A 24,485-nucleotide genomic window follows, 5' to 3' on the forward strand; every position below is an offset into this window, starting at 1 on the left:
CCGTGTCGGCGGGCGGGCGTCCAACACCTGTTTCGCCACTCCCACAACACCTTGTTGTTAATCTCTCGCCCATGCCCCGTGACCTGCACCCCCGTCTGCTCCGCGGCTTCGTCGCGACCGCCGAGACCCTGCACTTCGGCCGGGCCGCCGAGCGGCTGTACGTCGCCCAGCAGGCACTGAGCCGCGACGTCCGCACCCTGGAGGGGCTGCTCGGCGACACGCTGTTCGTCCGCACCACCCGCAGCGTCGAACTGACCCCGGCCGGGCAGCGGCTGCTGCCCAGGGCGCGCCGGCTGCTCGCGCTGCACGACGAGATCCTCGCCGAGGCGGGCACCGGCGCCGGCGCCGCCGCCCGGCCGCTGCTGCTCGACCTCAACAGCGACGTCACCGGTCCGGACCTCACCGCCGACCGGGTGCTCCAACGGGCCCGCGCCGCCTGGCCGGAGGGCGAGCTGCTGGCCCGGTTCCACGGCGGCCTGGCCGCGGCCGCGGCCGAACTGCTGGCGCACCGGCTGGACGCCTCGTTCGGCCGCTTCGCCGGCCTGTCCGCCCCGGTGCGCGGCCAACTCGCCCAGCTGCCGGTGCGGTTGGAGCGGATCTCGGTGATGATGGCGGACACCCACCCGCTGGCCCGCCGCCCGGCGCTGCGGCCGGCCGAACTGGCCGGGCACCCCGTCGACATCTGCGCGGGCAACCCGGCGACCACCGAGTGGGCCGACCTCGGCGCCCGGCTGCTGCGCGAGCACGGGCTGGCCGCGGCCGAGCCGTACGTCCCGCCGGTCGGCCTGGACGAGACCGCCCGCTACCTGGCCCGGCACGGCGACCCGATGCTGACCACGGTCGGTGGGCCGAAGATCCCGGGGTCGGTGAACGTGCCGCTGGTGGAGCCGGTGCCGCTGTGCCTGGTGAGCCTGGTGCACCGGCCCGGCGAGCGTCACCCGGGGCTGCGTGCGCTGGCCGCCGCCGCGAGTGAACTCGGTACGGCCGAGAGCTGGTTGAGCCGCCCGGCGGGCAGCTGGCTGCCCGAGGCGGACGCGGAACTGGTCGCCGCCGCGCAGAACACCGCCCCTGCCTCGGGGGGATAGGCAGGGGCGGTGGGCTCGGTGGCTCGGCGACGGCACGGGCCGCCGGGCCGGGGACGGCCGGTTCAGGCCGCCTTGACGGCGGAGATGTCGAAGCTGAGCTTGACCTTCTCGCCGATCAGCACGCCGCCGGTCTCCAGGGCGGCGTTGTAGGTCAGGCCGAAGTCGGTACGGTCCACGACCGCCTTGCCCTCGAAGCCGACCCGCTCGGCGCCGTAGGCGTCCGTGGCGCTGCCGGTGTACTCCAGGTCCAGGACGACCGGGCGGGTGGTGTCCTTGATGGTGAGCTCGCCGTTCATCCGGTAGGAGTCCTCGCCGACCGCCTCGGTGGAGATGCTGCGGAAGCGGATCTCCGGGTAGGTCTCGGCGGCGAAGAAGTCGCCGGTGCGCAGGTGCTCGTCGCGCTGGGCCTGGTTGGTGTCGATGCTGGCGACCTTGATCACCAGATCGGCCGAGGAGTTGCCCGGCGTGGCGCCGTCCAGGTGCAGCTTGCCGTCGTACTCCGTGAAGCGGCCCTTGACGTTGGTGACCATCGCGTGGCGGACCGAGAAGCCGATCTCGCTGTGCATGGCGTCGACGGTCCAGTCGCCGGTCAGGTGCGACAGATCCGGGCCGGCCGGGGCCTGGACAGTGGCGGTGGTGGCGGTCTTGGTGCGGTTGAACAGGCCCATGGCTCCTCCTCGGGTTCGAAGCCAATTGTTTAGGCTTCAACTTCTTGGCTCCAGCGTACGACGCTTTCGTTCAAGTTTCAACCATGCGCCCGGAGCCTCCTTCCGAAGCGTTCCTCCGAAGCCTTCTTCCGGACCCCCGAACGGCCCGGTGCCCGGGCCGACGGGCACTGTCGGACCACCCGACTAGGCTGCGAAGGACAGTCCGATCCCCCCCGGAAGGCCCCGCATGTTCGTCCTGCACGCGCTCTGGCGGGCGGACGGACGGCTGGCCCTCTGGGCCGAGGACGCCCGCGCCCACCCCGGCGCCGGCGAACCCCGGCCCGACCGGCCCGCCCCGCGCGCCCACCCCTTCGCCTGCCCGGCCGGGAGCCTGGCCGCCGTCCTCGGCGGCATCGGGCCCGGGCTCGGCTGGCTCGCCGCACAGGCCCCCGAACGCTGGGCCACCCTCCTGCTGCCCACCGTCGGCACCCTGCCCGCCCCCTCGCCCGACCTGCCGGTCACCCCGCCGCGCGGCGGTGCCGTCCTCGCCCCCTGGCGGGTGCCCGCGCTCCTCTTCGACGCCGGAGCCGCCGCCCAGCTGCTCGGCGAGGTCCACGACCCGCACTGGGCCGTCACCGACACCGACCTGCCCGGCACCGGCCGGGTCGAGGTGGTCTACGGCCCCTCGCTGCGCTGGCTCACCGGGGTGCACGACCTCGCCTGGCGCACGGTCGGCCGGGGCCGGGTGCTGCCGCTGCCCGTCCTGGCCGACGGCCGTCCACAGGCCCGCTGGCGGCCCGATCCCACCCCGGCCGGGCGCCACGAGGCCGCCGCACTCGCGGCGGGCTGCCCGCCCGTACTGCTCGGTGAGTGGCCCACCGGCGCGACCACCGGGGAGGCGCTGCTCGACGCCGCCCTGGCCGCCCTGGTGGACGCCGAGGCCCGCGCCGCACTGGCCGACACGCCCTTCCCCGATTCCGGCGGGACGGCCGCCGACCGCTGGCTGCACGCCCTCACCACCCCTTCCGGCGAGGTCGACGCCCCGCCCCGGGACGTCGCCGAACTGCGCCGCCGGATCGCCGACTGGTACGCCACCGCCGAGCCCGCCGACCCCGCGCTGCGGCTCTGCTTCCGGCTGGTCGAACCGCTCGGCCCCGCCGACGACGGCCCCGGGGGCCGCCCCTCCGACGACGCCTGGCACCTGGAGTTCCTGCTCCAGGCCGTCGACGAGCCGTCCCTGCTGGTCCGCGCCGCCGACCTGCACGAGGGCGGCGCGGCGTACGCCGCACTCGCCCGCAGGACCACGCAGGGCCCGCCCGCGGCTCCGACGGACGAGCCCGCCGGCCCGGCCGAGGTCCTGGCCGCCGAACTCGGCCGCGCCGCCCACCGCTGGCCGGTCCTGGACGGACTGCGCCACCGCACCCGCCCGTCCGCCCTGCCGCTCGACCGGACCGGTGCCCTCGACTTCCTGCGCACCGCCGCGCCCGCCCTCGCCGAGGCCGGTTTCGGTGTGCTGCTGCCCGCCTGGTGGCGCCGCCGCCCCCGGCTCGGACTCGCCCTGCGCGCCACCACCCCGCCCGCGCCCGGCACCCTCGCCGTCACCAGCCAGGTCGACCGGGACGCCGTCGTCGCCTTCCGCTGGCAGGCCGCGCTCGGCCCGGACGGCACTCCGCTCACCGAGCAGGAACTCGCCGAACTGGCCGCCGCCAAACAGGGGTTGGTGCGGGTCCGGGGCACCTGGCTGGAGGCCGACCCGGCCCAGATCGCCGCCGCGCTCGCCTTCCTCACCGAGCAGCGCGACGGCCTGCTGGTCGCCGCCGACCTGCTGCGGCTCGCCCTCGACCCCGACGCGACGGTCGCCGGGCTGCCGGTCACCGGCGTCCGGGTGGACGGCCCGCTCGGCGACCTGCTCGCCGGCGGTGCCGGTGCCGCCCCCGAGGACCGGCCGCCGCCACCGGACTTCCGGGCCGAACTGCGGCCCTACCAGCGGCGCGGGCTCGCGTGGCTCAGGACCATGTCCGGCCTCGGCCTCGGCGCCGTCCTGGCCGACGACATGGGCCTCGGCAAAACCGTCCAGACCCTCGCCCTGCTCGCCGCCGAGAAGCACGACGGCGAAGCCGGCCCCACCCTCCTCGTCTGCCCGATGTCCCTGGTCGGCAACTGGCAGCGCGAGGCGGAACGCTTCGCCCCCGCCCTGCGCCGCCACGTCCACCACGGTGCCGGCCGCCTCGACGCCGGGCAACTCGCCGACGCGGTCGGGGGAGTGGACCTGGTCATCACCACCTACGGACTGGTCCAGCGCGACCTCGCCGCACTGCGCGCGATCCGCTGGCGCCGGGTGGTCGCCGACGAGGCGCAGCACATCAAGAACAGCGGCACCGCCCAGTCCCGGGCGATCCGCGCGCTGCCCGTCACCCGGCACCGGATCGCCCTCACCGGCACCCCGGTGGAGAACCGGCTCGCCGAACTCCACGCCGTACTGGACTTCGCCAACCCCGGACTGCTCGGCCCGGCCGAGCGCTTCAAGGAGCGCTACGCGATCCCGGTCGAAGTCCACCGCAACCCCGGGCGGACCGCCGAACTCCAGCGCCGCACCGCCCCGTTCGTGCTGCGCCGGCTCAAGTCGGATCCGGCGGTGGCGGCCGAGCTGCCCGCCAAGCAGGAGATGACCGTCTGGTGCAACCTCACCGCCGAACAGGCCGGCCTCTACCAGGCGGTGGTCGCCGACCTGCTGCAGCGGGTCGAGGGCATCCGGGGCGTGGAGCGGCGCGGCACGGTGCTGGCGGCGATCGGCAAGCTCAAGCAGGTCTGCAACCACCCGGCCCAACTGCTGCACGACGGTTCGCCGTTGGGCGAGCGCTCGGGCAAGGTCGCCCGGCTCGCCGAACTGCTGGAGGAGGCGCTGGCCGAGGGCGACCGCACCCTGGTCTTCACCCAGTACGCCGAGTTCGGCACGATGCTCCGCCCGTACCTGGAACGCCGACTCGGCGAGGAGGTGCTGTACCTGCACGGGGGCGTTCCGCGTGGCCGCCGCGAGGAGCTCGTCCGGCGCTTCCAGTCCCCGGACGGCCCAGGGGTGTTCCTGCTCTCGCTGCGGGCCGGCGGCACCGGCCTCAACCTGACCGCCGCCAACCAGGTGATCCACCTGGACCGTTGGTGGAACCCGGCGGTCGAGGAGCAGGCCACCGACCGCGCCTTCCGGATCGGCCAGCGCCGCGACGTCCAGGTCCGCCGGCTGGTCTGCGTCGGCACCGTCGAGGAGCGGATCGACGAACTCCTCACCGCCAAGCGCTCGTTGGCCGACACCGTGGTGGGCGCGGGGGAGCAGTGGCTCACCGACCTGCCGGTCGAGGCGCTGCGTGAACTGGTCGCCCTCACCCGCGAGGACGCCGTGGCCGAGGAGGACGCGTGACGGAACGGCCGAAGCCTGAGACGGTCAACGTCGCCGCCTACTGGCGCGGCGACTTCACCCTGAAGACCCCCGACGAGGAACCGGCCGAACCCTCGCTGAACCGCCTCGGCCGCTCCGGCATCACCGTCCACGGCCGTGACCTCGCCGCCCTCCTGGCCCCCGCCTACGACACCTTCCGTTCCTAGGGGCCGTCCCGCCCCGCTACCGTGCGGTAGCGTCCCGACCGTGACCGACACCCCCGACACCCGGCTCGCCGACTTCGAACGACACCGGCGGACGGTCTTCGGCATCGCCTACCGGATGCTCGGCAGCGTCGCCGACGCCGAGGACCTCGTCCAGGACACCTGGCTGCGCTGGAGTCAGGTCACCGGCCCGGTCGCCAGCCCCGGCGGCTACCTGGCGCGTACGGTCACCAACCTCGCCCTCAACCGCCTCGACTCCGCCGCCGTCCGCCGCGAGTCCTACGTCGGCCCCTGGCTGCCCGAGCCGCTGGTCACCGAGCCGGACGCGACCGACGGCGTCGAGCGCGCCGAGACCGTCTCGCTGGCCTTGCTGGTGGTGCTGGAGAGCCTCTCCCCGCTGGAACGGGCGGTGTTCGTCCTCAAGGAGGCCTTCGGTTTCTCCTACCAGGAGATCGCCGAGGCACTGGACCGCACCGAGACCGCCTGCCGCCAGGTCGGCAGCCGGGCCAGGGCGCACGTGCGCGCCCGCCGCCCCCGCTTCGACGCCCCGCCGGAGCTGCGCCGCCGGGCCACCGACGAGTTCCTGGCGGCGTGCGTCGGCGGCGACCTCAACCGGGTGCTCGCCCTGCTCGCCCCCGACGTCACCACCTGGAGCGACGGCGGCGGCGTGATCACCGCGGCGGTGCGGCCGGTCACCGGCGCCGACAACGTGGCCCGCTTCCTGCTCGGCCTGCTCCGCAAGCTGGGCGATGGCGTGGGCGCCCGACCGGTCCTGGTCAACGGCCAGCCCGGCCTGCTGATCACAGTCGACGGCGCCGTCGACTCCGTCTCGGTGCTCGACTTCACCGAAGGACCGGACGGCTCCCTCCTGGTCTCCGAGATCCGGGCCGTCCGCAACCCGCACAAGCTCGCCCACCTCGCTTGACCCTCGACCAGGTCGAGCCCCGAGAGTCACCGGCATGGAGAGCGAGCTGCACAGCATCGGCGAACTGGCCCGCGCCAGCGGCCTGGGCGTCGGCACCCTGCGCTACTACGACGGCGCCGAGGTGCTCACCCCCGCCTGGGTCGATCCGCAGACCGGCTACCGCTGGTACCGGCCCGCCCAACTCGCCGACGCCCGCCTGCTGGCCCGGCTGCGCCGGGTCGGCCTGCCGTTGACGGCGATCCGCGCGGTCCTCGCCGCCGTCCCCGGCAGCGGCGAGGCCGAGCGCGTCCTCGACGCCCACCTGCGCCGGCTGGAGGACGGCCTGTCCGACGCCCGCCGCGAACTCTCCCTGATCCGCACGACGATCGAGCAGAGGGAGCACCCGATGACCACCACCCCCGCCGAGCTGCGCCTCACCGTCCGCGCCGACGGCCTGGCCGCCGCCCTGGACGCGGTCCGCTTCGCGGTCTGCGGCGACCCGGAACTGCCCTCTCTCGCCGGAGTGCTCTTCGAACCCGACGGTCCGGTCCTGCGCCTGGTCGCCACCGACCGTTACCGGATGGCCCTGGCCGAGCTGCCCGCCCTCGGGGCGCCCCAGCAGCCCACCGCCGGCAGCACCGTCCCGACCGCCCTGGTCGACGCCCTGCGCGCACTCCTGCCCACCGGCCCGACCGAGATCGCCCTCACCCTGGGCGCCGGCACCTTCCGCGCCGAAACCCCCGACCACCGCGTCGAGGGCACCACGGTCGACCTCGACTACCCCGACCACCGCACCCTGACCCGGCTCGACCCCCGGCACCGGATCACCCTCCCCGCCGCCGAACTGCGCGCCGCCGTCGAAGCCGGCGCCACCCGCACCCTCCCCTCCGGCCCGCACGGCGCCGACTGCCAGGTCACCCTCCTCACCCTCACCGAGGACGGCCACCTCACCGTCGCCGACGACCCCGCCCCCGAGGACTTCCAGGTGGCCGTCAACCGCGACTTCCTCCTCGACGCCCTGCGCGCCGGCCACCCCGGACAACTCCTCCTCGAACTCGGCGGCCCCATCGCCCCCCTGGCCATCCGCACCCCCGGCCGAACCGGCACCTTCTCCGTCCTGATGCCGGTCCGCCTGCCCTGAAGTCACCGGAACGCCCGATCGGGGTCACCCGGTCGGCGCGCCGCGTTTGCTCCCGCTAACACCGTGCTTGCAATTGCAAGCAGGGTGTTGCACGCTGTCCCCATGGCCTCCCTGAACGTCGGCTCCCTCGGCGAGTACATCCGCGAGCAGCGCCGCAACGCGCAGTACTCACTGCGCCAGCTGGCGGAGGCCGCCGGCGTGTCCAACCCCTACCTCAGCCAGATCGAGCGAGGGTTGCGCAAGCCGAGCGCGGAGATCCTGCAGCAGATCGCGAAGGCGCTGCGGATCTCGGCGGAGACGCTGTACGTCCAGGCCGGGATCCTGGAGGAGCGGCGGGGTGAGGGCCTGGAGCTCCGGGCGTCGATCCTGGCCGATCCGCTGATCAACGAGCAGCAGAAGCAGGCGCTGCTCGCGGTCTACGACGCCTTCCTCAAGGAGAACGCCGCTTCGGGGTCCACCCCGATGACCGACGGCGCGGCCACCCAGCACACCCCCCTGGAGGACCGGTAACCATGCCGATCACCGACGACATCAAGAAGACCCTCACCGACCCGACCCCGCTCTACGCCCTGGCCGGTGCCGGGGACCTCGCGTACGAGAAGCTGCGCGAGGTGCCGGGCCGGGTCGAGGCGCTGGCGGCCGACCGCCAGGCCGCACAGGACAGGGCGACCGCCCGGCTGCACGAGGCGCAGGAGCTGCTGGCCGGAGCACCGGCCAAGGTCAGCGAGGCCGTCACCGCCTTCCCCACGGACCTCAAGGTCCTGCAGGAGCGGGCCCAGGACTTCGCCCTCCAGCAGGTGGCCCGTGCGCTGGAGTTGGCCGTCCGGGCCAAGGAGACGTACGACGAGCTGGCCGAGCGCGGCAAGGTCGTCGTGGACAAGGCCCGCCCCCAGAACACCCCGGACACCGAGGCCGTGGACTCCGCGGACGAGCCCGTCCGGGGCGAACTGGTGGACGACGCCGAGGCTCCGGCGCCGCAGAAGTCCGCCAAGGCCCGGAAGGGCGGCGCCGACGCCTCGGAGTGACCGGCCCCGCCCGGCCGGGGCACATCCGGTGACGGTGGGACGTTCACACGTGCGGGTGGCCGCCGTGCCAGGATGGGCGGCGGCCGGGGTGCAGCAAGCCGAGAGACGTAGGAGACCGCGATGACCGGAGTGTTCCAGATCCTGGCCTTTTCCTACCTGAACCCGTTCTGGTGGATGGCCGTCGCCATTCTGGGCTACAAGTTCTTCGCGCTGGTCGACGCGGCCACCCGCCGGGAGGACGCCTACCGGGCGGCGGACAAGAAGACCAAGGGGTTCTGGCTGGCTGTGCTCGGGATCAGCTTCGGCTGGGACCTGCTGTTCGGCGCGAACTTCCTCGGCAGCATCGGCACCCTGGCCGGCCTGGTCGCCTCGATCGTCTACGTGGTGGACGTCCGCCCCGCGATCCGGGCCCTGACCGGCGGCAGCGGCCGGGGCGGCCGGAGCAACACCGGCCCGTACGGCCCCTGGTAGCGAACCCGGCGGAACGAGACCGCAGCCCGGGCAGGTGAACTCCCTGCCCGGGCTGCGTCCTTTCCTGCGGCTGGGCTCAGCCGAGCAGTAGTTGCACCGGATTGCGTTCCAGCAGCAGCACCGCGACGTCGTCGGTCAGCGCGCCGCCGTTGAGTTCCTCGACCTCGGCGATCGCACTGTCGACCAGCCGGCCCCGGGTGAGCCCGGCGGACTGGTGGTCGGCGACCAGGTCGGCCAGCCCGTCCTGGCCGAGGCGCCGCGACCCGGCCCCGACCCGGCCCTCGATCAGCCCGTCGGTGTAGAGCAACAGCCGCCAGCCGGGCTGGAGTTCGACCTTGTGGGCGGGCCAGGCGGCCTGCCCGTCGTGGCACGGCAGCAGGCCGAGCGCGGGCCCCGCGAACTCGGAGGGCAGGGTGACCGGGGGGTGGTCGCGCCCGAGGAGCAGCGGCGCCGGGTGTCCGGCGAGGTAGAGCCGGGCCCGCTCGGGGGTACCGGCCGAGTCGAGGCCGGCGACGGCGGCGCCGGGTTCGATGACGAGCATGCAGAGCGTGGCGAAGATCTCGTCGCTGCGCCGTTCGTGCTCCAGCACGTGCTGGAGGGTGGTGAGCAGGGTTTCGCCGGTGAGGCCGGCGAAGACCAGGGTGCGCCACGCTATCCGGAGCGCGACACCGAGCGCGGCCTCGTCCGGGCCGTGGCCGCAGACGTCGCCGATCACGACGTGGACGGTGCCGTCGTCGGTGCGCACGGCGTCGTAGAAGTCGCCGCCGAGCAGGGCGCGGCGGCGGCCGGGGCGGTAGCGGCGGGTGAAGGAGAGCCCGGCGCCGTCCAGCAGCGGGGTGGGCAGCAGGTGGCGCTGCAGCCGGGCGTTCTCCTGGCCCCGCAATTCGGCCTCGACCAGGCGGCGCTGGGACTCGTCGGCGCGCTTGCGTTCGACGGCGTAGCGCAGTGCGCGGGCCAGCAGCGGGCCGTCCGTCTCGTGCTTGAGCAGGAAGTCCTGGGCGCCCGCGGCGACGGCGGCCGCGCCGAGTTCGGCCCCGGCGGCGTCGGTGAGCACGACCACGGGGATGTGCGGGGCGCGGCGGAGCAGTTCGTGCAGGCCTTCCAGGCCGTCCGAGGCGTCGGAGGGGTGCGGCAGGTCGGCCGGGGAGGCCAGGTCGAGCAGCACGCAGCCGAAGTCGTTGCCGCGGGAGCGCCCGCGCCGGGTGGCGGGGAAGGCCTGGGCGAGCAGCTGGGTGGCCTGTTCGAGGCCGCGGGCCCAGTGGATCTCGATGGAGGTGCCGCTGTCGGCGACCGCCGCCTTGATCAACTGGGCGTCCGAGGCGTCGTCCTCGATGACCAGCAGCCGCAGTGGCGTGCTGCCGTCGGCGGGCTCGTCACCGGCCGCCGGAACGCTTCCCGCCTCGACGAGGTGCGCGGGGTGGCGGGTGCCGTGCGCGGTCCGGACCGGCTGCGAGCGGGGGTGGGGTATCGGGGGAGTGGCCGTGGCCGGGCCGGTCGTCGGGCGGTTGCGGGCATGGCCGACCGGGGCGCCGTCATGGGCGCCCGGCAGGTCCGCGGCACCAGGTGCCCGCCCGTCTCCCGTTGCGGGCATCGGTGGTTCCTCCCTTTCCCCGACTGCGTAACGGCCGGAGTCCGTCCGCAGTGCCCGCCTGGCACCGTGCGTCGGGGAACTTCTCGCGACCATAACGTGATCTCCGGGGATTTCTCTGGCCGACCGGCGCCGTTGTGGTTATTGCCACGCCGGTGGCGGTGCGGTGATCGGATTCGGACGACGGCTCGGATCCCGGCCCGGCGGCTGCCGGGCGGGCCCGGGGAAGGGGTTGGTGACGGTGGCACGGATCACCCTGGTCGAGGGTGACATCACGGAACAGCGGGTGGACGCGGTGGTGAACGCCGCCAACTCGTCCCTGCTCGGCGGGGGCGGGGTGGACGGCGCGATCCACCGAAGGGGCGGGCCGGAGATCCTGGCGGAGTGCCGTCGGCTGCGGGCCTCGCACTGGGGCAGGGGGCTGCCCGTCGGGCGGGCGGTGGCGACCACGGCGGGGCGGCTGCCGGCCCGGTGGGTGGTGCACACCGTCGGGCCGGTGTACCTGGCGGAGGAGTACGAGGAGCGGGCTGGGCTGCTGGCCTCCTGCTATCGCGAGTCGCTGCGTGCGGCGGCTGAGTTGGGCGCGCGCACGGTGGCCTTCCCGGCCGTGTCGGCCGGGATCTTCGGCTGGCCGCCGGCGGATGCGGCCCGGATCGCGTTGGGCACCGTCGCCGGCGTGCTGGACGGCGGTGACGCGCGGGCGGGCGCGGAGCTGGCGGAGGTGCGGTTCGTGCTGTTCGGGGCGGAGATGTACCGGGTGTTCGAACGGGCCCGGGGGGAGCTGCTCGGGCCGGAGGGCTGCTGACGGGCTGCTGCGGTGCTGTGCGTGACTGGACAGGGCGGCCACCGAGCGGCGTGTGGTGTCGCCGCTCGGTGGCTTCCATCGTGGCGTGACGGGGCGTCAACGCGCCAGAGATATTCGATAACTCGTTCGAGTGAATGCGTCGTGTCGCTCACCAGCGCGCAGGTCCACCAGCAGGGAAAGGGGCCGCTACGGTGCGAGCGCCGTCCACGGCAGTGTGACCTCGCCCTGTCGCCACCGCCCCCGCGCGTCCACCAGCGGCCAGCTGCCCGCCAGCGCCGTGCACGCCGCCACCCAGCGCTGCCGCGCCCCGAACGCCCCGTACGGCGCGGCCGCCGCCCAGGCCCGGTCGAAGTCGGTCAGGAAGGCGTGCACCGGCCGCCCCGGCACGTTGTGGTGGATCAGCGCCTTCGGCAGCCGTTCGGCCAGGTCGGAGGGCTGGACCAGGCCGCCCAGCCGGGCCGCGAAGGTGACCGTTCGGGGCCCCTCCGGCCCGAGCGCGACCCAGACGTGCCGCCGCCCGATCTCGTCGCAGGTGCCCTCCACCAGCAGCCCGTCCGGGGCGAGCCGGGAGCACAGCCGCTCCCACACCCCGGGCACCGCCGATTCGTCGTACTGCCGCAGCACGTTGGCCGCCCGGATCAGCTGGGCCGGCCCGCCGCCGTCCAGCGGCACCTCGAAGCCGCCGCGCCGGAAGGTGAGCAGCGGCGGCTCGGCGTACGGCAGCGCGGCCGCGACCCGCTCCGGCTCGATCTCGATCCCGACCACCCGGACGTCCGGCCGCACCGTGCGCAGCCGTCCGGCCAGTTCCACGGCCGTCCACGGCGCCGCGCCGTAGCCGAGGTCGACCGCGACCGGCGGCCGCTCGGCGGCGCGCAGCGTCCGGCCCAGGGTGTGGGCGATCCAGCGGTCCATCCGGCGCAGCCGGTTGGTGTTGGTGGTGCCCCGGGTGACCGTCCCCACCGGCCGTCCGGCCCGGCCGCGGGCGGGCGCGGCGGTCGCGGGGTCGAAGGAGGCAGCCATGCGAGAAGGGTAATCGGCCCCGGTGGGGCCGGTCGGCCGCCGTCCTGACCTGGGCGGATGCCGGAGCGGCCGGTCGATCGCCGCGACCGGGAATGCCGGGCGACCGCCGCGTGGTTGGCACACTGGTGGTGATGTGTGCCCGGACGGGGCAGCGCACACCGGACATGCGGCGGCCCGTCCACGCGGACCCGCCGAGACGGGCCGCACACGAGGAGGCTTCAGCCAGGTGATCCAGCACCCCGTCCGTTCGGTACGCCGTGCCCAGTCGGCCGCGCCCGCGCGCGGCCGGCTCCAGTCGCTCGTCCCGGGCCGCCGGCGCCCGCGCCGGATAGCCATGCTCAGCGTGCACACCTCGCCGCTGCACCAGCCCGGCACCGGGGACGCGGGCGGGATGAACGTGTACATCGTCGAGCTGGCCAAGCGCCTGGCCGAGCTCAACATCGAGGTCGAGGTGTTCACCCGGGCGATCTGCTCGGACGACGCGCCGACGGTCGAGCTGGCGCCGGGCGTGCTGGTCCGGCACGTCACCGCCGGGCCGTACGAGGGCCTGGTCAAGGAGGACCTGCCGGCCCAGCTGTGCGCCTTCACCCACGGGGTGCTGCGCACCGAGGCCGGCCACCGCCCCGGCCACTACGACCTGGTGCACTCGCACTACTGGCTCTCCGGGCAGGTCGGCTGGCTGGCCGCCCAGCGCTGGGGGGTGCCGCTGGTGCACACCATGCACACCATGGCGAAGGTCAAGAACGCCGCACTGGCCGAGGGCGACACGCCCGAGCCCGCGGCCCGGGTGATCGGCGAGACCCAGGTGGTCGAGGCGGCCGACCGGCTGATCGCCAACACCACCGAGGAGGCCGCCGAGCTGGCGCTGCACTACGCGGCCCGGCCGGACCAGCTGGCCGTCGTCCACCCCGGGGTCAACCTGGACGTCTTCCGCCCCGGCGGCCCGCGGACCGCGGCCGACGCCCGGGACCGGCTGGGCCTGCCGCAGGACGCCGCGGTGCTGCTGTTCGCCGGGCGGATCCAGCCGCTGAAGGCGCCGGACGTGCTGCTGCGAGCGGTGGCCGCGCTGCTGGATCGCCGTCCGGAGCTGCGCGAGCGCCTGGTGGTGCCGGTGGTCGGCGGGCCGTCCGGCACCGGGCTGGCCCGGCCGGAGAGCCTGCACAAGCTCGCCGCCCAGCTGGGCATCGGCGACGTGGTGCGCTTCCACCCGCCGGTCGGCCAGACCCGGCTGGCGGACTGGTACCGCGCGGCGACGGCCCTGGTGATGCCCTCGTACAGCGAGTCCTTCGGCCTGGTGGCGCTGGAGGCCCAGGCCTGCGGCACCCCGGTGGTGGCGGCCGCGGTCGGCGGCCTGCCGGTCGCGGTGCGGGACGGCGAGTCCGGCACCCTGGTGCACGGCCACGACCCGCTGGCCTGGTCGCACGCGCTGGAGCCGTACGTCACCGACCGGGCGCTGGTGGCCCGGCGCGGTGCGGCGGCGGCCCGGCACGCGGCGGCCTTCGGCTGGGACACCGCCGCGGCGACCACCGCCGAGGTGTACGCCGGCAGCATGGCCCGTCCGGCCGGCCGACTGACCGGGGCCCTGCGCCGCTGACTCCTGCGGCCCGCACCGGGCTGCGCCGTCCCCGTACCGCCGAGTAACGTCACCCCCATGGCAATCCGCACCAAGGACGAGGTCCTGACCCTCCTGCGCACCGCCCTGGACGAGGCCGGGGTGGCCTGGGAGCCGGCCGCCGCCGACCCGTACACCCTGGTGGCGACCCTCCCTGGCACCCGCAAGCTGAACACCGCCTGCGCCCTGCGGGTCGGCGACCACACCCTGTCGGTGAACGCCTTCGTGATCCGCCGCCCGGACGAGAACCACGAGGCCGTCTACCGCTGGCTGCTGGAGCGCAACACCCGCCTCTACGGCGTGGCGTACGCGGTCGACGCGCTCGGCGACGTCTACCTGGCCGGGCGCCTGCCGCTGGAGGCGCTCACCCCGCAGGCCGTCGACCGGCTGCTCGGCACGGTGCTGGAGAACGCCGACGAGCCCTTCAACACCCTGCTGGAGCTGGGCTTCGCCTCGGCGATCCGGCGCGAGTGGGAGTGGCGCACCAAGCGCGGGGAGTCCACCCGCAACCTGGCCGCCTTCGCCCACCTGGCCGCCCCGGGCGCCCCGGCCGCCGAGGGGAGCCCGGGAGCCTGACCCGCCCGGGCGCTCAGGCGCCCGCCGGGGCCTTCTCGGTCTCCTCCGCCGGCGCCACCTCGATCACCGCACCCGGACGGCGCCCCGTCGCACCCGTGCGACGGGCCAGCACCGCGTACCCGAGCGCGGCGGCCGTCCCGATCGCCCCGCAGACCGACCACAGCACCGCCGGCCCGGCGTACTGCAGCAGCAGCCCGCCGCCGGCCGGGCCGAGCAGCGAGGCGAGCGACCAGGACAGCGAGTAGACGCCCTGGTAGCGGCCGCGCCCGTGGGTCGGCGCCAGCTCGCTCACCAGGCCCATCATCACCGGGGTGTGGAGGATCTCGCCGACGGTCCAGACGGCCACCGACAGCGCGAACAGCCAGGCCGAGGATCCGGCCAGCGCGGCCAGCCCGAAGCCCCAGCCGGTGAGCAGGCAGCTGGTGATCAGCATCGCGGTCCGCGAGCGGCCCTCCAGCCAGCGGGTCAGCGGGATCTGCAGCACCACGATCAGCAGCCCGTTCAGACCGATGACCAGCCCGTACTCGGTGGACGTGATGCCGGAGGCGCCCATGTCGACGGCCAGGGTGGTGCTGCCCTGCTGGAAGACCAGGGCGATCAGCAGGGTCAGCCCGACCAGCGCCATGAAGGGGGCGTCCCGGAGCACGGTGAGCAGGCTGGTGCTCGCCCCGGCCTCGTCCGCGTCCCTCCCGGGCGCGGCCTGCGGCCTGGTCTCCGGGATCCGGATGAAGATCACCACCGCGCAGACCAGGGTGGTGAGGGCGTCCAGCAGGAAGAGCGTGAGGTAGCCGCGGGTGGCGATCAGGCCGGCCACGGCGGCGGAGAGGCCGAAGCCGATGTTGATCGCCCAGTAGTTCAGCGAGTACGCCCGGACCCGGTCCTCGGCCGGGACGAGGTCGGCGATGATCGCCGAGGTCGGCGGCCGGGTGGCGTTGTTGCACAGCCCGACGACGAAGGCCACCGCGGCGATCGCCGCCTGGCCGTCCACGAAGCCGAGTACGGCGGTGGACGCCGCGGTGCCGAGCTGGGCGGCGACCAGCGTCGGACGGCGCCCGATCCGGTCGGTCAGCACCCCGGCGCCGACCGCGGCGACCGCCGAGCCGGCACCGAACAGCGAGGCCACCAGCCCGGCGTAGGACGCCGAGTACCCCCGCTCGGCGGTCAGGTAGAGCGCTAGGAACGTGACGACGAAGGACCCGAGCCGGTTCACCAGGGTGCTCACCCAGAGCCACCAGAACTGCCGCGGCAGCCCGCCCACCGTCTCGCGCACCAGTCTTCGGATCCGGGGGTTGGCGGCCAGGGCGACGAGCATGTGGGGGGCTCCCGGGGGCAGGCGTCCGCTGAGCGGCGCGGGCAGGCCCGGTCAGCCGACGTGGGTAAGTGGCAGGTAACCGCCGCACACGTTACACAGCCGCCCGAGGTCCCCACCAGGGGTTTTCCTGCCCTCCACTAAGCTGGGGGCCATGGCTGACACGACGTACCGACTCATCCTGCTCCGCCACGGCGAGAGCCAGTGGAACCAGAAGAACCTGTTCACCGGTTGGGTCGACGTCGACCTCAACGAGAAGGGCGAGAAGGAGGCTGCCCGCGGTGGCGAGCTCCTGGCCGCCGAGGGCCTGTTCCCGGACGTGGTGCACACCTCGCTGCTGCGCCGTGCCATCCGCACCTCGCAGATCGCGCTGGACAAGGCCGACCGCCACTGGATCCCGGTCAGCCGCAGCTGGCGCCTGAACGAGCGGCACTACGGCGCGCTGCAGGGCAAGGACAAGGCCCAGACCCTGGCCGAGTTCGGCGAGGAGCAGTTCCAGCTGTGGCGCCGCTCCTACGACACCCCGCCGCCGGTGCTGGCCGACGACGCCGAGTACTCGCAGGCCGGTGACGCCCGCTACGCCGAGATCCCGAGCGAGTTGCGTCCGCGCACCGAGTGCCTGAAGGACGTCGTCGAGCGGATGCTCCCGTACTGGTACGACGCCATCGTCCCGGACCTGGCCGCCGGCCGGACCGTCCTGGTCACCGCCCACGGCAACAGTCTGCGCGCGCTGGTCAAGCACCTCGACGGCATCTCCGACGCGGACATCGCCGGCCTGAACATCCCGACCGGCATCCCGCTGGTCTACGAGCTCGACGCCGACTTCAAGCCGGTCGCCAAGGGTGGCCGCTACCTCGACGCGGACGCCGCCGCCGCGGCCATCGAGGCGGTCAAGAACCAGGGCAAGAAGTAAGCCGCAGGTCTCAGGTCGTCCCAGGGCCCCGCACCCGGTTCGCCGGGTGCGGGGCCTTCGGCGTTCAACGGGACTGGGGTTCATGCGAGTTGGGGTCTGGTGGGCGAGCTGTGGTCTCGTCCAAAATGGTTCAGACCATTGACGGGTGGTGGCGCCGGCTCCTACCGTGAGGGCACCGGGCTGGCGCGGGCATGCCAAGGGATCCCCTGTCCCGGGCCGCCGCACCCCCACGCGCGCGTCTGCGCCCCGGCGCACTCTCCATCCACCCCCACGGAGGAGCACCATGCGCACACGTCATCTGGTCGGGGCGGTCGCCGCCGCGCTGGCGATCCCGCTCACCCTGGCCGTCCCGGCCCAGTCCCACGGGTACATCACCACGCCGCCCAGCCGGGCCGCGCTCTGCGACGCGGACGCGAGCGCCGTCCCGTGGGACTGCGGCGACATCCAGTGGGAGCCGCAGAGTGTCGAGGGGCCGAAGGGCTTCCCGGCCTCCGGGCCCTCCGACGGCACCATCTGCGCCGGCGGCAACGCCCGCTTCGCCGAACTGGACGACCCGCACGGCGGCGCCTGGCCCACCACGCCGGTGACGGCGGGTCAGCGGCTCACCTTCACCTGGAGGTTCACGGCCAGGCACGCGACGACCGACTTCAGGTACTACCTGACCAAACCGGGCTACGACGCCTCCCAGCCCGTCACCCGGGCCGACCTCGACCTGACGCCCTTCCTGGTCGTCCCGTACGGCGGTGCGCAGGTGCCCAGCACGCTCAGCCACACCGCGACCGTCCCGACCGGCCGCACCGGGCACCAGGTGGTCGTCGCGGTGTGGACGATCGCCGACACCGGGAACGCCTTCTACTCCTGCACCGACGTGCAGTTCTGACGGCAACCGCAGGACGGGCGGCCCGGGATGCACGAACGGTGCATCCCGGGCCGCCCCCGGTCCGGTGACGGTGGACTTCCTCAGTGACCGCCGCAGCAGCCGCCGTCCGCGCCGCCGCACTGGCAGGGCGCGCCGGACTGGCAGCCGCAGCCGCAGCCCGGGCCGCAGCCGCAGCCGGCCGCGAGGACGGGCAACAGCTTCGGGGCGGGCGGCTCGACGGTGTCGTGGGCGGTTGCCGGTCGGGTCGGGTTGGCCTTCATCGAGCTCTTCCCTCCTAGTGACGGGCACACCGCGGTGCCCCACCCTCGAGTGAAGCCGCCGTTCGGTGGGAGCGTCAACGGGCGCGCAGTGGTGGGACGTACGGAGGACCGTGCGTCCACACCCCCCTCGCCACAGGTTTACTCGGCCCCCGGGGTGAGCGACGGTCACTCCACCCGCGCCGTCACTCCACCCGGGCCGTCACTCCACCCGGGCGTCACTCAACCCCGCGCCGTCACTCCACCCCGGCGGCCTCCGCCGCCTCGGCGGCGGCCACGAACTCGGCCACGTGCTCGCCGGTCACCAGGTACACCACGCGCTTGGCGACCGACACCGCGTGGTCCGCGAAGCGCTCGTAGTAGCGGCCGACCAGGGTGATGTCGACGGCGGTCTCGATGCTGTGGTGCCAGCGCTCGTCGATCAGGTGCGACAGCAGCTCCCGGTGCAGGGCGTCGATCCGGTCGTCGTCCTGCTCCATCTCCAGGGCCTTGTCGACGTCCTTGGTGGCGATCACCAGGCCCGCCTTGGCCACCAGGCGCTGGGCGAGCTGGCCCATCTCCAGGACGGTGGACTGCAGGTCGGCGGGCACCGCCGACTCCGGGTAGCGCATCCGCGCGACCTTGGCGACGTGCCGGGCGAGGTCGCCGCAGCGCTCCAGGTCGGCGCTCATCCGCAGCGAGGTGACCACGATCCGCAGGTCAGTGGCGACGGGCTGCTGACGGGCGAGCAGGTCGATGGCCCGGTTCTCCAGCTCGTGGTGGAGGTCGTTGATCTTCTCGTCGGCGGCGATCACGCCCTCCGCCAGCGCCAGGTCCGCGTCGAGGAGAGCGGTGGTGGCCCGGCCCAGGGCCGAGCCGACCAGCCGGGCCATCTCGACCAGGCTGTCGCCGATCGCATCGAGTTCCTCGTGGTACGCGTCGCGCATGTTCTCTCCTCAGTAGCTGTGTCGGTGGCGGTGCCGACCGGTCAGCCCGTCCGACCGCCGTTCCGGCGTTCGGGCGACCGCTGCTGGTGGCGCGAATGGTACGCGCACACCCGAGACCTTGGCCGCCGTTCGGCGCACCGGTCTCTCCCACACGGGCTGCATGGACAACTCTGTGCCGTTCGGGCGACGGCGCACGGCCGCTACGGTGAATCGGCAGCCACGTGGAGGTGAATTCTCGGCAACGCACGGTCGATGCCTTGATCCAGCCCTTGGGGAGTGGTGTGGCCGTGCGCTTACGCTGGCCACATGGACGTGAACGTGGCCGCTGCCGCTGCCTGTGCCATAGCCGGGCTCGGCGTCGGCCTCACCGCCTCCATCGCCTTCCGCTGGAGCGAGCGCGAGCAGGCCAGGGGCAGGTACACCAGCGGCAAGCAGTACGGCCGGCACCAGGCACTGGGCACCGGCACCCCGGAGCCCCCGCTGCCGCCGGGGGTCGACACCGTACTCTCCGTGCTCCGCTCCTGCGCGATCGTGCTGGGCGAGGGCGACGAGGTGGTCAAGGCCAGCTCGGCGGCGTACGCGATGGGCCTGGTGCGCGGTGGTGCGGTCGCCGTGGACCAGATGCTGGCACTGGCCCGTGCCACCCGCCGGGACGGCGAGATCCGGCAGGTGGAGCTGGAAGTGCCCCGCCCCGGCGCGGCCCGCGCGGCCGAGCCGCTCGCGGTCTCCGTCCGGGTCGCCCCGCTGGGCTCCCGGCTGGTGCTGGTGCTGGTCGAGGACCAGACCGAGCGCCGCCGGGTGGAGGCCGTCCGCCGGGACTTCGTGGCGAACGTCAGCCACGAGCTCAAGACCCCGGTTGGCGCCCTTTCGCTGCTCTCCGAGGCGGTCGCCGACGCGGCCGACGACCCGGAGGCGGTGCAGCGCTTCGCCGGCCGGATGCAGGTTGAGGCGACCCGCCTGGCCAGCCTGGTGCAGGAGATCATCGACCTCTCCCGGGTCCAGGACGACCGGCTGATGGCCGACCCGGAGCCGGTCGCGGTGGACGAGCTGATCGCCGAGGCGATCGACCGCTGCCGCCAGCAGGCCGCCGCCAAGCAGATCCTGATCGCGGCCGGTGGCATCGCCGGGCTCTACCTGCACGGCAACCGCGGCCAGCTCGCGGCCGCGCTCGGCAACCTGGTGGAGAACGCTGTCAACTACAGCCCGCCCCGCACCCGGGTGGCCATCGCCACCCGCCGGATCTCCAGCGCCGCGGCGCTCGGCGAGGCGGACGGCGAACTGATCGAGATCTCGGTCACCGACCAGGGCATCGGCATCTCCGAGAAGGACCGCGAGCGGGTCTTCGAGCGCTTCTACCGCGTCGACCCGGCCCGCTCCCGGCAGACCGGCGGCACCGGCCTCGGCCTGTCCATCGTCAAGCACGTCGCCGCCTCGCACGGCGGCACCGTCTCGGTGTGGAGCGTCGAGGGGCAGGGTTCGACGTTCACCGTGCGCCTGCCCGCCGGCCAGGCGCCCGCCGGCGACGACGGGTTCGCCGACGACTCCGACGGCGACGCCCTCGACGGCCACGGGTCCGACGGCCACGGGTCCGACGACCACTTGGCCGACGACCACTTGGCCGACGACCGCGGACCCCGCGACGCGCCCGGCGCCGAGACCGCCGGGCCCGCCGCGGCACCCCGAACCCTCACCACGGACCGCACCGACCGTACGGCCCGTTCGCTCCCCGCCGGGGAGCGGCAAGTACCCCTGACAAAGACAACCCAGCTTGCCCCGGAGGCCTGATCGTGACCCGAGTACTGGTGGTCGAGGACGAGGAGTCGTTCAGCGACGCCCTCTCGTACATGCTCCGCAAGGAGGGCTTCGAGGTGGCCGTCGCCGCGACCGGCCCCGACGCCCTGGAGCAGTTCGAACGCAACGGTGCCGACCTCGTCCTGCTCGACCTGATGCTGCCGGGACTGCCGGGCACCGAGGTCTGCCGCCAGCTCCGGGTGCGCTCCAACGTCCCGGTGATCATGGTGACCGCCAAGGACAGCGAGATCGACAAGGTCGTCGGGCTGGAGATAGGCGCTGACGACTACGTCACCAAGCCGTACTCCACCCGCGAGCTGGTCGCCCGGATCCGCGCGGTGCTGCGCCGCCGCGGCGAGGACGGCGGCGCGGGCGAGAACGGCGGCGGCCCGGGCGCCCTGGAGGCGGGCCCGGTGCGGATGGACGTGGACCGGCACGTGGTGACGGTGGACGGCGCCAAGGTCGACCTGCCGCTCAAGGAGTTCGACCTGCTGGAGATGCTGCTGCGCAACGCGGGCCGGGTGCTTACCCGCATGCAGCTGATCGATCGGGTCTGGGGCGCGGACTACGTCGGCGACACCAAGACCCTGGACGTCCATGTGAAGCGCCTGCGGGCGAAGATCGAGCCCGACCCGGGCGCGCCGCGCTACCTGGTGACCGTCCGCGGCCTGGGCTACAAGTTCGAGCCGTAGACCGCGGGCCCGAGCGGACGCGGGAGGCCCCCGCCGGCGACTGCCGGCGGGGGCCTCCCGCGTTGCCCTGACTGCGTCAGTGGGCGGCCGGGGCGGTCGCCGTCGCGGTGGCACCGGCGACCGGGGCACCCGCGGTGGTGGCGCCGGCCGACGGGGTGGCCGGGGCCGTCGGGGTGCCCGTGGCGGTGGCGCCGGCGGACGGCGTGGCGGCCTTGGTGGGCGCGGCGGCCGGGGTCGGGGTCGGGGTCGGGGTCGGGCCGAAGCCCTTGTACAGGCCGCGGCCGTTCTCGCCGGAGTCCGGGCTCACGCCGGCCTGGGCGTCGACCTTCTGGCCGTCCTTGAAGGCGAAGGTGGCGGTGGCGAAGCCGCCGATGTGGACGGAGGCCGAGCTGAACGAGGCGGAGGGGTTGCCCTGGCCGCCGAGCACCACGGAGCCGCCGGGCGGCACGACGATGCTGGACTGCGGGGCGCCCGCGGCGTCCGCGAAGGTGGCGGTGGCACTGCCGACGGTGATCGACTGCAGCTCCGCCGGGGTGCCGGCCGTGTTGGAGATGTTCACGACCACATTGGCGGGGCCCGTGTAGTCACCCGAGGTGCCGACCCCGGTGACGAGCACGATGTTGTTCAGTCGAAGGTTCGTCCCCAGGGTCGCCGCGGCGTTGTCCGGCTTGATCTGCAGGGTGTCCGGCGTGGTGCTGGCCGCGCAGGAGGACAGCGAGGCGATGGCGATGGCGGCGATGGCGGCGATGCTGCCGCGTCGAAGGCTGCGGCTCACGGCGGCGGCTACTCCTAGGTCACGTGTCGACAGGTCAGGCCTCAGATTATCGACCTCACTTATGCGCTCCTCACGGGGTGGTCCCCGTGTCGCGCTCCCGGGGCTCCGCGGGGGCCGTCCGGCCACCCCTATGGCATGGACGAGTCAGCTTCAGGACAAGCTTCGACCAAGATCGAATAACGATCGGGTCACGGCCGGAAAAGGGGTGAAAGCTCAAGATCCAATCATGGCTGCCGGGGTGTTGCGCAAGGGTTTCGGCAGACGTCGGAACCGCCTCCGACCTGCGGGAAGCCCGTCTCGAACATCGGTCGCAGCACGTCATGGGGGTGGTTGTCAAGCCCCGAGACCGGCCCTGACCTGCGAAAACGCCCTTCGGGTGAGCCGCAAGGCGTGTTATTCTGGAAAGCCACGGAAGGGGTCCTGTCACATGACGTTCAAGGTTGGCGACACGGTGGTCTACCCCCATCACGGGGCTGCGCTGATCGAGGCCATCGAAATTCGCCAGATCAAAGGTGTGGACAAGACCTACCTGGTGCTCAAGGTGCAGCAGGGAGACCTGACGCTCCGCGTGCCCGCCGAGAACGCGGAGTTCGTCGGCGTGCGCGATGTGGTCGGCCAGGAGGGTCTGGACCGGGTCTTCGAGGTGCTCCGCGCACCGTACACCGAAGAGCCGACCAACTGGTCCCGTCGTTACAAGGCGAACCTGGAGAAGCTCGCCTCGGGCGACGTCATCAAGGTCGCCGAGGTCGTGCGCGACCTCTGGCGTCGTGAGCGCGAGCGCGGCCTCTCAGCCGGCGAGAAGCGGATGCTCGCGAAGGCTCGTCAGATCCTCGTCAGCGAGCTCGCGCTGGCGGAGAACACCAACGAGGACAAGGCGGAGACGCTGCTCGACGAGGTCCTCGCCTCGTAGTGCGGTCGGGCTGCCGCCCATTGCCCACAGCGCCCGGTGCCGGCGTGCCGTTCCCAGGACGAACCGTCTGGGAGTGGTGCAGTGGCACTCCGGGCGCTGAGGCGTGTCCGGACGACGCCCCCCGCCCGAGCCGGTCCAGGCCTGCAAGACCGTTTCCGCGCAGGTGTACGGCGGGCAGTGGACCAGTGGTTCTTCGGAAGGGGCCCCCGCGCCCGCCGGGCACGCCAAGGCCATACCCACTTCGCCGAAGGAGTGAAACCTGAACGCCTCAGGAGCAGTCGCAGCAGCAGTGGTGCCCGCCGCCGGACGCGGTGAGCGGCTGGGGCCCGGCGCCCCGAAGGCCCTGCGGGAACTGGGTGGCGTGCCGCTCCTGGTGCACGCCGTACGGGCCCTCGCCCGCAGCCGGGCGGTCGGCCTGGTCGTGGTCGCCGCGCCCGCCGACGGGGTGGCCGAGGTGGTCGCCCTGCTGGACAGCCACGGACTGGACGACAAGGACATCCGGGTGGTGGCCGGCGGCGCGACCCGCCAGGAGTCGGTCCGGCTGGGCCTGGCCGCGATCCCCGAGGAGGTCGGGATCGTCCTGGTGCACGACGCGGCCCGCCCGCTCGTCCCGGTCGAGGTGGTGGACGCCGTCGCGGCCGCCGTCCGGGCCGGGTGCGGGGCGGTGGTCCCCGCGGTGCCGCTGGCCGACACCGTGAAGCGGGTCGAGCCCAACCCGGGCGGCCCCGAGCCGGTCGTCGACACGCCCGAGCGGGCCACCCTGCGCGCGGTGCAGACCCCGCAGGGATTCGACCGGGCCACCCTGGTCGAGGTGCACGCCAAGGCGCTGGCCGAGGAAACCGCGGGCGGCGTCGCCGCCCCGCCCGTCACCGACGACGCCGGACTCGTGGAGCGCTACGGCGGCACCGTCGTCGTGGTGCCCGGCCACGAGGAGGCGTTCAAGGTCACCCGTCCGCTGGACCTCGTGCTCGCCGAGGCCGTACTCGCCCGCCGGAGGGCCGCCGATGCCTACTGAGCCCCTGATCCCCCGGGTGGGGATCGGCACCGATGTGCACGCCTTCGAGGCCGGCCGCCCGCTGTGGGTGGCCGGACTGGAGTGGCCGGACGCCGAGTTCGGGCTCGCCGGGCACTCGGACGCCGACGTCGCCGCCCACGCCTCCTGCGACGCCCTGTTCTCGGCCGCCGGGATCGGCGACCTGGGCGCCCACTTCGGCACCGACCGCCCGGAGTGGGCCGGTGCCTCCGGGGTGAAGCTGCTCGGCGAGGCGGCCCGGCTGGTGCGCGCGGCCGGCTTCGAGATCGGCAACGTCGCGGTCCAGGTGATCGGTGTCCGCCCGAAGATCGGCAAGCGGCGGGCCGAGGCGCAGGCCGCGCTGTCCGAGGCGATCGGCGCGCCGGTCTCGGTCTCCGGCACCACCACCGACGGCCTGGGACTGACCGGCCGGGCCGAGGGGCTGGCCGCGATCGCCACCGCGCTGGTGTACGAGCGGCGTTGAGCCGCCCGCCGGTCGGTCGGCCGGAAATACACCGTTGTTGACGGGTGTTCACCGGATGTCGCGGGGGC

General features: G+C 74.0%; 25 protein-coding genes. 18 read left to right on the forward strand and 7 right to left on the reverse strand.

Annotated elements, in window-relative coordinates; all coding sequences use genetic code 11:
- Positions 1–71 precede the first annotated feature (71 nt).
- Positions 72–1,085, forward strand: a complete 1,014-nt coding sequence (locus BOQ63_RS25270; protein WP_150476111.1) for a LysR family transcriptional regulator — start codon at positions 72–74, stop codon at positions 1,083–1,085.
- 62 nt (positions 1,086–1,147) lie between these two features.
- Here the strand turns inward: BOQ63_RS25270 and BOQ63_RS25275 are convergent, their stop codons facing one another.
- Entirely contained in the window at positions 1,148–1,753 is a 606-nt protein-coding gene (locus tag BOQ63_RS25275) for a YceI family protein (RefSeq protein WP_030288499.1), read from the reverse strand.
- A gap of 226 nt (positions 1,754–1,979) precedes the next feature.
- Here BOQ63_RS25275 and BOQ63_RS25280 point away from each other — a divergent pair, with 226 nt between their 5' ends.
- From BOQ63_RS25280 to BOQ63_RS25310, 7 genes are all read left to right on the forward strand, one after another.
- A complete protein-coding gene (locus BOQ63_RS25280; RefSeq protein WP_150476112.1) occupies positions 1,980–5,144 on the forward strand; it encodes a DEAD/DEAH box helicase in 3,165 nt (1,054 codons plus the stop codon).
- Positions 5,141–5,329: a hypothetical protein gene (locus BOQ63_RS25285; protein WP_030288503.1), complete on the forward strand. Its 189-nt coding sequence runs from the start codon at positions 5,141–5,143 to the stop codon at positions 5,327–5,329. The genes BOQ63_RS25280 and BOQ63_RS25285 overlap by 4 nt, the downstream gene beginning before the upstream one ends.
- Positions 5,330–5,444: 115 nt before the next feature.
- On the forward strand, positions 5,445–6,251 hold the full coding sequence (gene sigJ, locus BOQ63_RS25290) for an RNA polymerase sigma factor SigJ (protein WP_046387333.1): 807 nt from the start codon (positions 5,445–5,447) through the stop codon (positions 6,249–6,251).
- Positions 6,252–6,285: 34 nt separating this feature from the next.
- On the forward strand, positions 6,286–7,371 hold the full coding sequence (locus BOQ63_RS25295; protein ID WP_030288505.1) for a DNA polymerase III subunit beta family protein: 1,086 nt from the start codon (positions 6,286–6,288) through the stop codon (positions 7,369–7,371).
- Between the two features lie 102 nt (positions 7,372–7,473).
- Positions 7,474–7,881, forward strand: coding sequence for a helix-turn-helix domain-containing protein (locus BOQ63_RS25300; protein WP_046387331.1), 408 nt, complete (start codon positions 7,474–7,476; stop codon positions 7,879–7,881).
- A gap of 2 nt (positions 7,882–7,883) precedes the next feature.
- The gene (locus tag BOQ63_RS25305; RefSeq protein WP_046387330.1) at positions 7,884–8,396 is read left to right on the forward strand and encodes a hypothetical protein; all 513 of its coding nucleotides are present in this window, start codon (positions 7,884–7,886) and stop codon (positions 8,394–8,396) included.
- A gap of 120 nt (positions 8,397–8,516) precedes the next feature.
- Positions 8,517–8,867, forward strand: coding sequence for a DUF2516 family protein (locus BOQ63_RS25310; RefSeq protein ID WP_046387329.1), 351 nt, complete (start codon positions 8,517–8,519; stop codon positions 8,865–8,867).
- A 76-nt stretch (positions 8,868–8,943) separates the two neighbouring features.
- On the opposite strand, the gene BOQ63_RS25315 is transcribed toward BOQ63_RS25310, so the two are convergent.
- Positions 8,944–10,458: a PP2C family protein-serine/threonine phosphatase gene (locus BOQ63_RS25315; protein ID WP_079183747.1), complete on the reverse strand. Its 1,515-nt coding sequence runs from the start codon at positions 10,456–10,458 to the stop codon at positions 8,944–8,946.
- A 238-nt stretch (positions 10,459–10,696) separates the two neighbouring features.
- On the opposite strand from BOQ63_RS25315, the gene BOQ63_RS25320 reads away from it, so the two are divergent.
- Complete coding sequence (locus BOQ63_RS25320; protein ID WP_072656353.1) at positions 10,697–11,260, forward strand: O-acetyl-ADP-ribose deacetylase; 564 nt, start codon at positions 10,697–10,699, stop codon at positions 11,258–11,260.
- Positions 11,261–11,446: 186 nt separating this feature from the next.
- Here the strand turns inward: BOQ63_RS25320 and BOQ63_RS25325 are convergent, their stop codons facing one another.
- Complete coding sequence (locus tag BOQ63_RS25325) at positions 11,447–12,280, reverse strand: class I SAM-dependent methyltransferase (RefSeq protein WP_046387126.1); 834 nt, start codon at positions 12,278–12,280, stop codon at positions 11,447–11,449.
- A gap of 226 nt (positions 12,281–12,506) precedes the next feature.
- Between BOQ63_RS25325 and mshA the strand changes: the two genes are divergently transcribed.
- Positions 12,507–13,874 carry a D-inositol-3-phosphate glycosyltransferase gene (mshA, locus tag BOQ63_RS25330; protein ID WP_046387125.1) on the forward strand — a complete coding sequence of 456 codons (1,368 nt, stop codon included), beginning with the start codon at positions 12,507–12,509 and terminating at the stop codon, positions 13,872–13,874.
- A gap of 57 nt (positions 13,875–13,931) precedes the next feature.
- Entirely contained in the window at positions 13,932–14,468 is a 537-nt protein-coding gene (locus tag BOQ63_RS25335; RefSeq protein WP_072655017.1) for a type III secretion system chaperone family protein, read from the forward strand.
- A 13-nt stretch (positions 14,469–14,481) separates the two neighbouring features.
- Here the strand turns inward: BOQ63_RS25335 and BOQ63_RS25340 are convergent, their stop codons facing one another.
- Positions 14,482–15,780 (reverse strand): MDR family MFS transporter, encoded by a 1,299-nt coding sequence (locus BOQ63_RS25340; protein WP_030288518.1) that lies wholly within the window; start codon positions 15,778–15,780, stop codon positions 14,482–14,484.
- Between the two features lie 151 nt (positions 15,781–15,931).
- Here BOQ63_RS25340 and BOQ63_RS25345 point away from each other — a divergent pair, with 151 nt between their 5' ends.
- Positions 15,932–16,690 (forward strand): phosphoglyceromutase, encoded by a 759-nt coding sequence (locus tag BOQ63_RS25345; RefSeq protein ID WP_030288521.1) that lies wholly within the window; start codon positions 15,932–15,934, stop codon positions 16,688–16,690.
- Positions 16,691–16,973: 283 nt separating this feature from the next.
- Entirely contained in the window at positions 16,974–17,570 is a 597-nt protein-coding gene (locus BOQ63_RS25350; protein WP_030555052.1) for a lytic polysaccharide monooxygenase, read from the forward strand.
- Positions 17,571–17,650: 80 nt separating this feature from the next.
- Here the strand turns inward: BOQ63_RS25350 and BOQ63_RS25355 are convergent, their stop codons facing one another.
- Both BOQ63_RS25355 and phoU read right to left on the reverse strand, forming a co-directional pair.
- Positions 17,651–17,830 (reverse strand): hypothetical protein, encoded by a 180-nt coding sequence (locus tag BOQ63_RS25355; RefSeq protein ID WP_030288526.1) that lies wholly within the window; start codon positions 17,828–17,830, stop codon positions 17,651–17,653.
- Between the two features lie 233 nt (positions 17,831–18,063).
- Complete coding sequence (gene phoU, locus BOQ63_RS25360; RefSeq protein WP_030288528.1) at positions 18,064–18,753, reverse strand: phosphate signaling complex protein PhoU; 690 nt, start codon at positions 18,751–18,753, stop codon at positions 18,064–18,066.
- Between the two features lie 306 nt (positions 18,754–19,059).
- Between phoU and BOQ63_RS25365 the strand changes: the two genes are divergently transcribed.
- Together BOQ63_RS25365 and phoP are read left to right on the forward strand one after the other, a co-directional pair.
- Positions 19,060–20,538 carry a sensor histidine kinase gene (locus tag BOQ63_RS25365; RefSeq protein WP_079183748.1) on the forward strand — a complete coding sequence of 493 codons (1,479 nt, stop codon included), beginning with the start codon at positions 19,060–19,062 and terminating at the stop codon, positions 20,536–20,538.
- 2 nt (positions 20,539–20,540) lie between these two features.
- Positions 20,541–21,236: a two-component system response regulator PhoP gene (gene phoP, locus BOQ63_RS25370; protein WP_030061050.1), complete on the forward strand. Its 696-nt coding sequence runs from the start codon at positions 20,541–20,543 to the stop codon at positions 21,234–21,236.
- A gap of 76 nt (positions 21,237–21,312) precedes the next feature.
- Here phoP and BOQ63_RS25375 read toward each other — a convergent pair whose 3' ends face one another.
- Complete coding sequence (locus BOQ63_RS25375) at positions 21,313–22,011, reverse strand: hypothetical protein (RefSeq protein WP_051747162.1); 699 nt, start codon at positions 22,009–22,011, stop codon at positions 21,313–21,315.
- Positions 22,012–22,438: 427 nt separating this feature from the next.
- Here BOQ63_RS25375 and BOQ63_RS25380 point away from each other — a divergent pair, with 427 nt between their 5' ends.
- The 3 genes from BOQ63_RS25380 to ispF all read left to right on the forward strand — a co-directional run bounded on the left by BOQ63_RS25380 (position 22,439) and on the right by ispF (position 24,417).
- Positions 22,439–22,921 (forward strand): CarD family transcriptional regulator, encoded by a 483-nt coding sequence (locus tag BOQ63_RS25380; protein ID WP_030244332.1) that lies wholly within the window; start codon positions 22,439–22,441, stop codon positions 22,919–22,921.
- Between the two features lie 259 nt (positions 22,922–23,180).
- Complete coding sequence (ispD, locus tag BOQ63_RS25385) at positions 23,181–23,936, forward strand: 2-C-methyl-D-erythritol 4-phosphate cytidylyltransferase (protein WP_030288536.1); 756 nt, start codon at positions 23,181–23,183, stop codon at positions 23,934–23,936.
- A complete protein-coding gene (gene ispF, locus BOQ63_RS25390; protein ID WP_072655019.1) occupies positions 23,926–24,417 on the forward strand; it encodes a 2-C-methyl-D-erythritol 2,4-cyclodiphosphate synthase in 492 nt (163 codons plus the stop codon). Before ispD ends, ispF begins: the two co-directional genes overlap by 11 nt.
- Positions 24,418–24,485 lie beyond the last annotated feature (68 nt).

Origin of the sequence: Streptomyces viridifaciens (assembly GCF_001888885.2) — a bacterium.
GTDB lineage: Bacteria > Actinomycetota > Actinomycetes > Streptomycetales > Streptomycetaceae > Kitasatospora > Kitasatospora aureofaciens.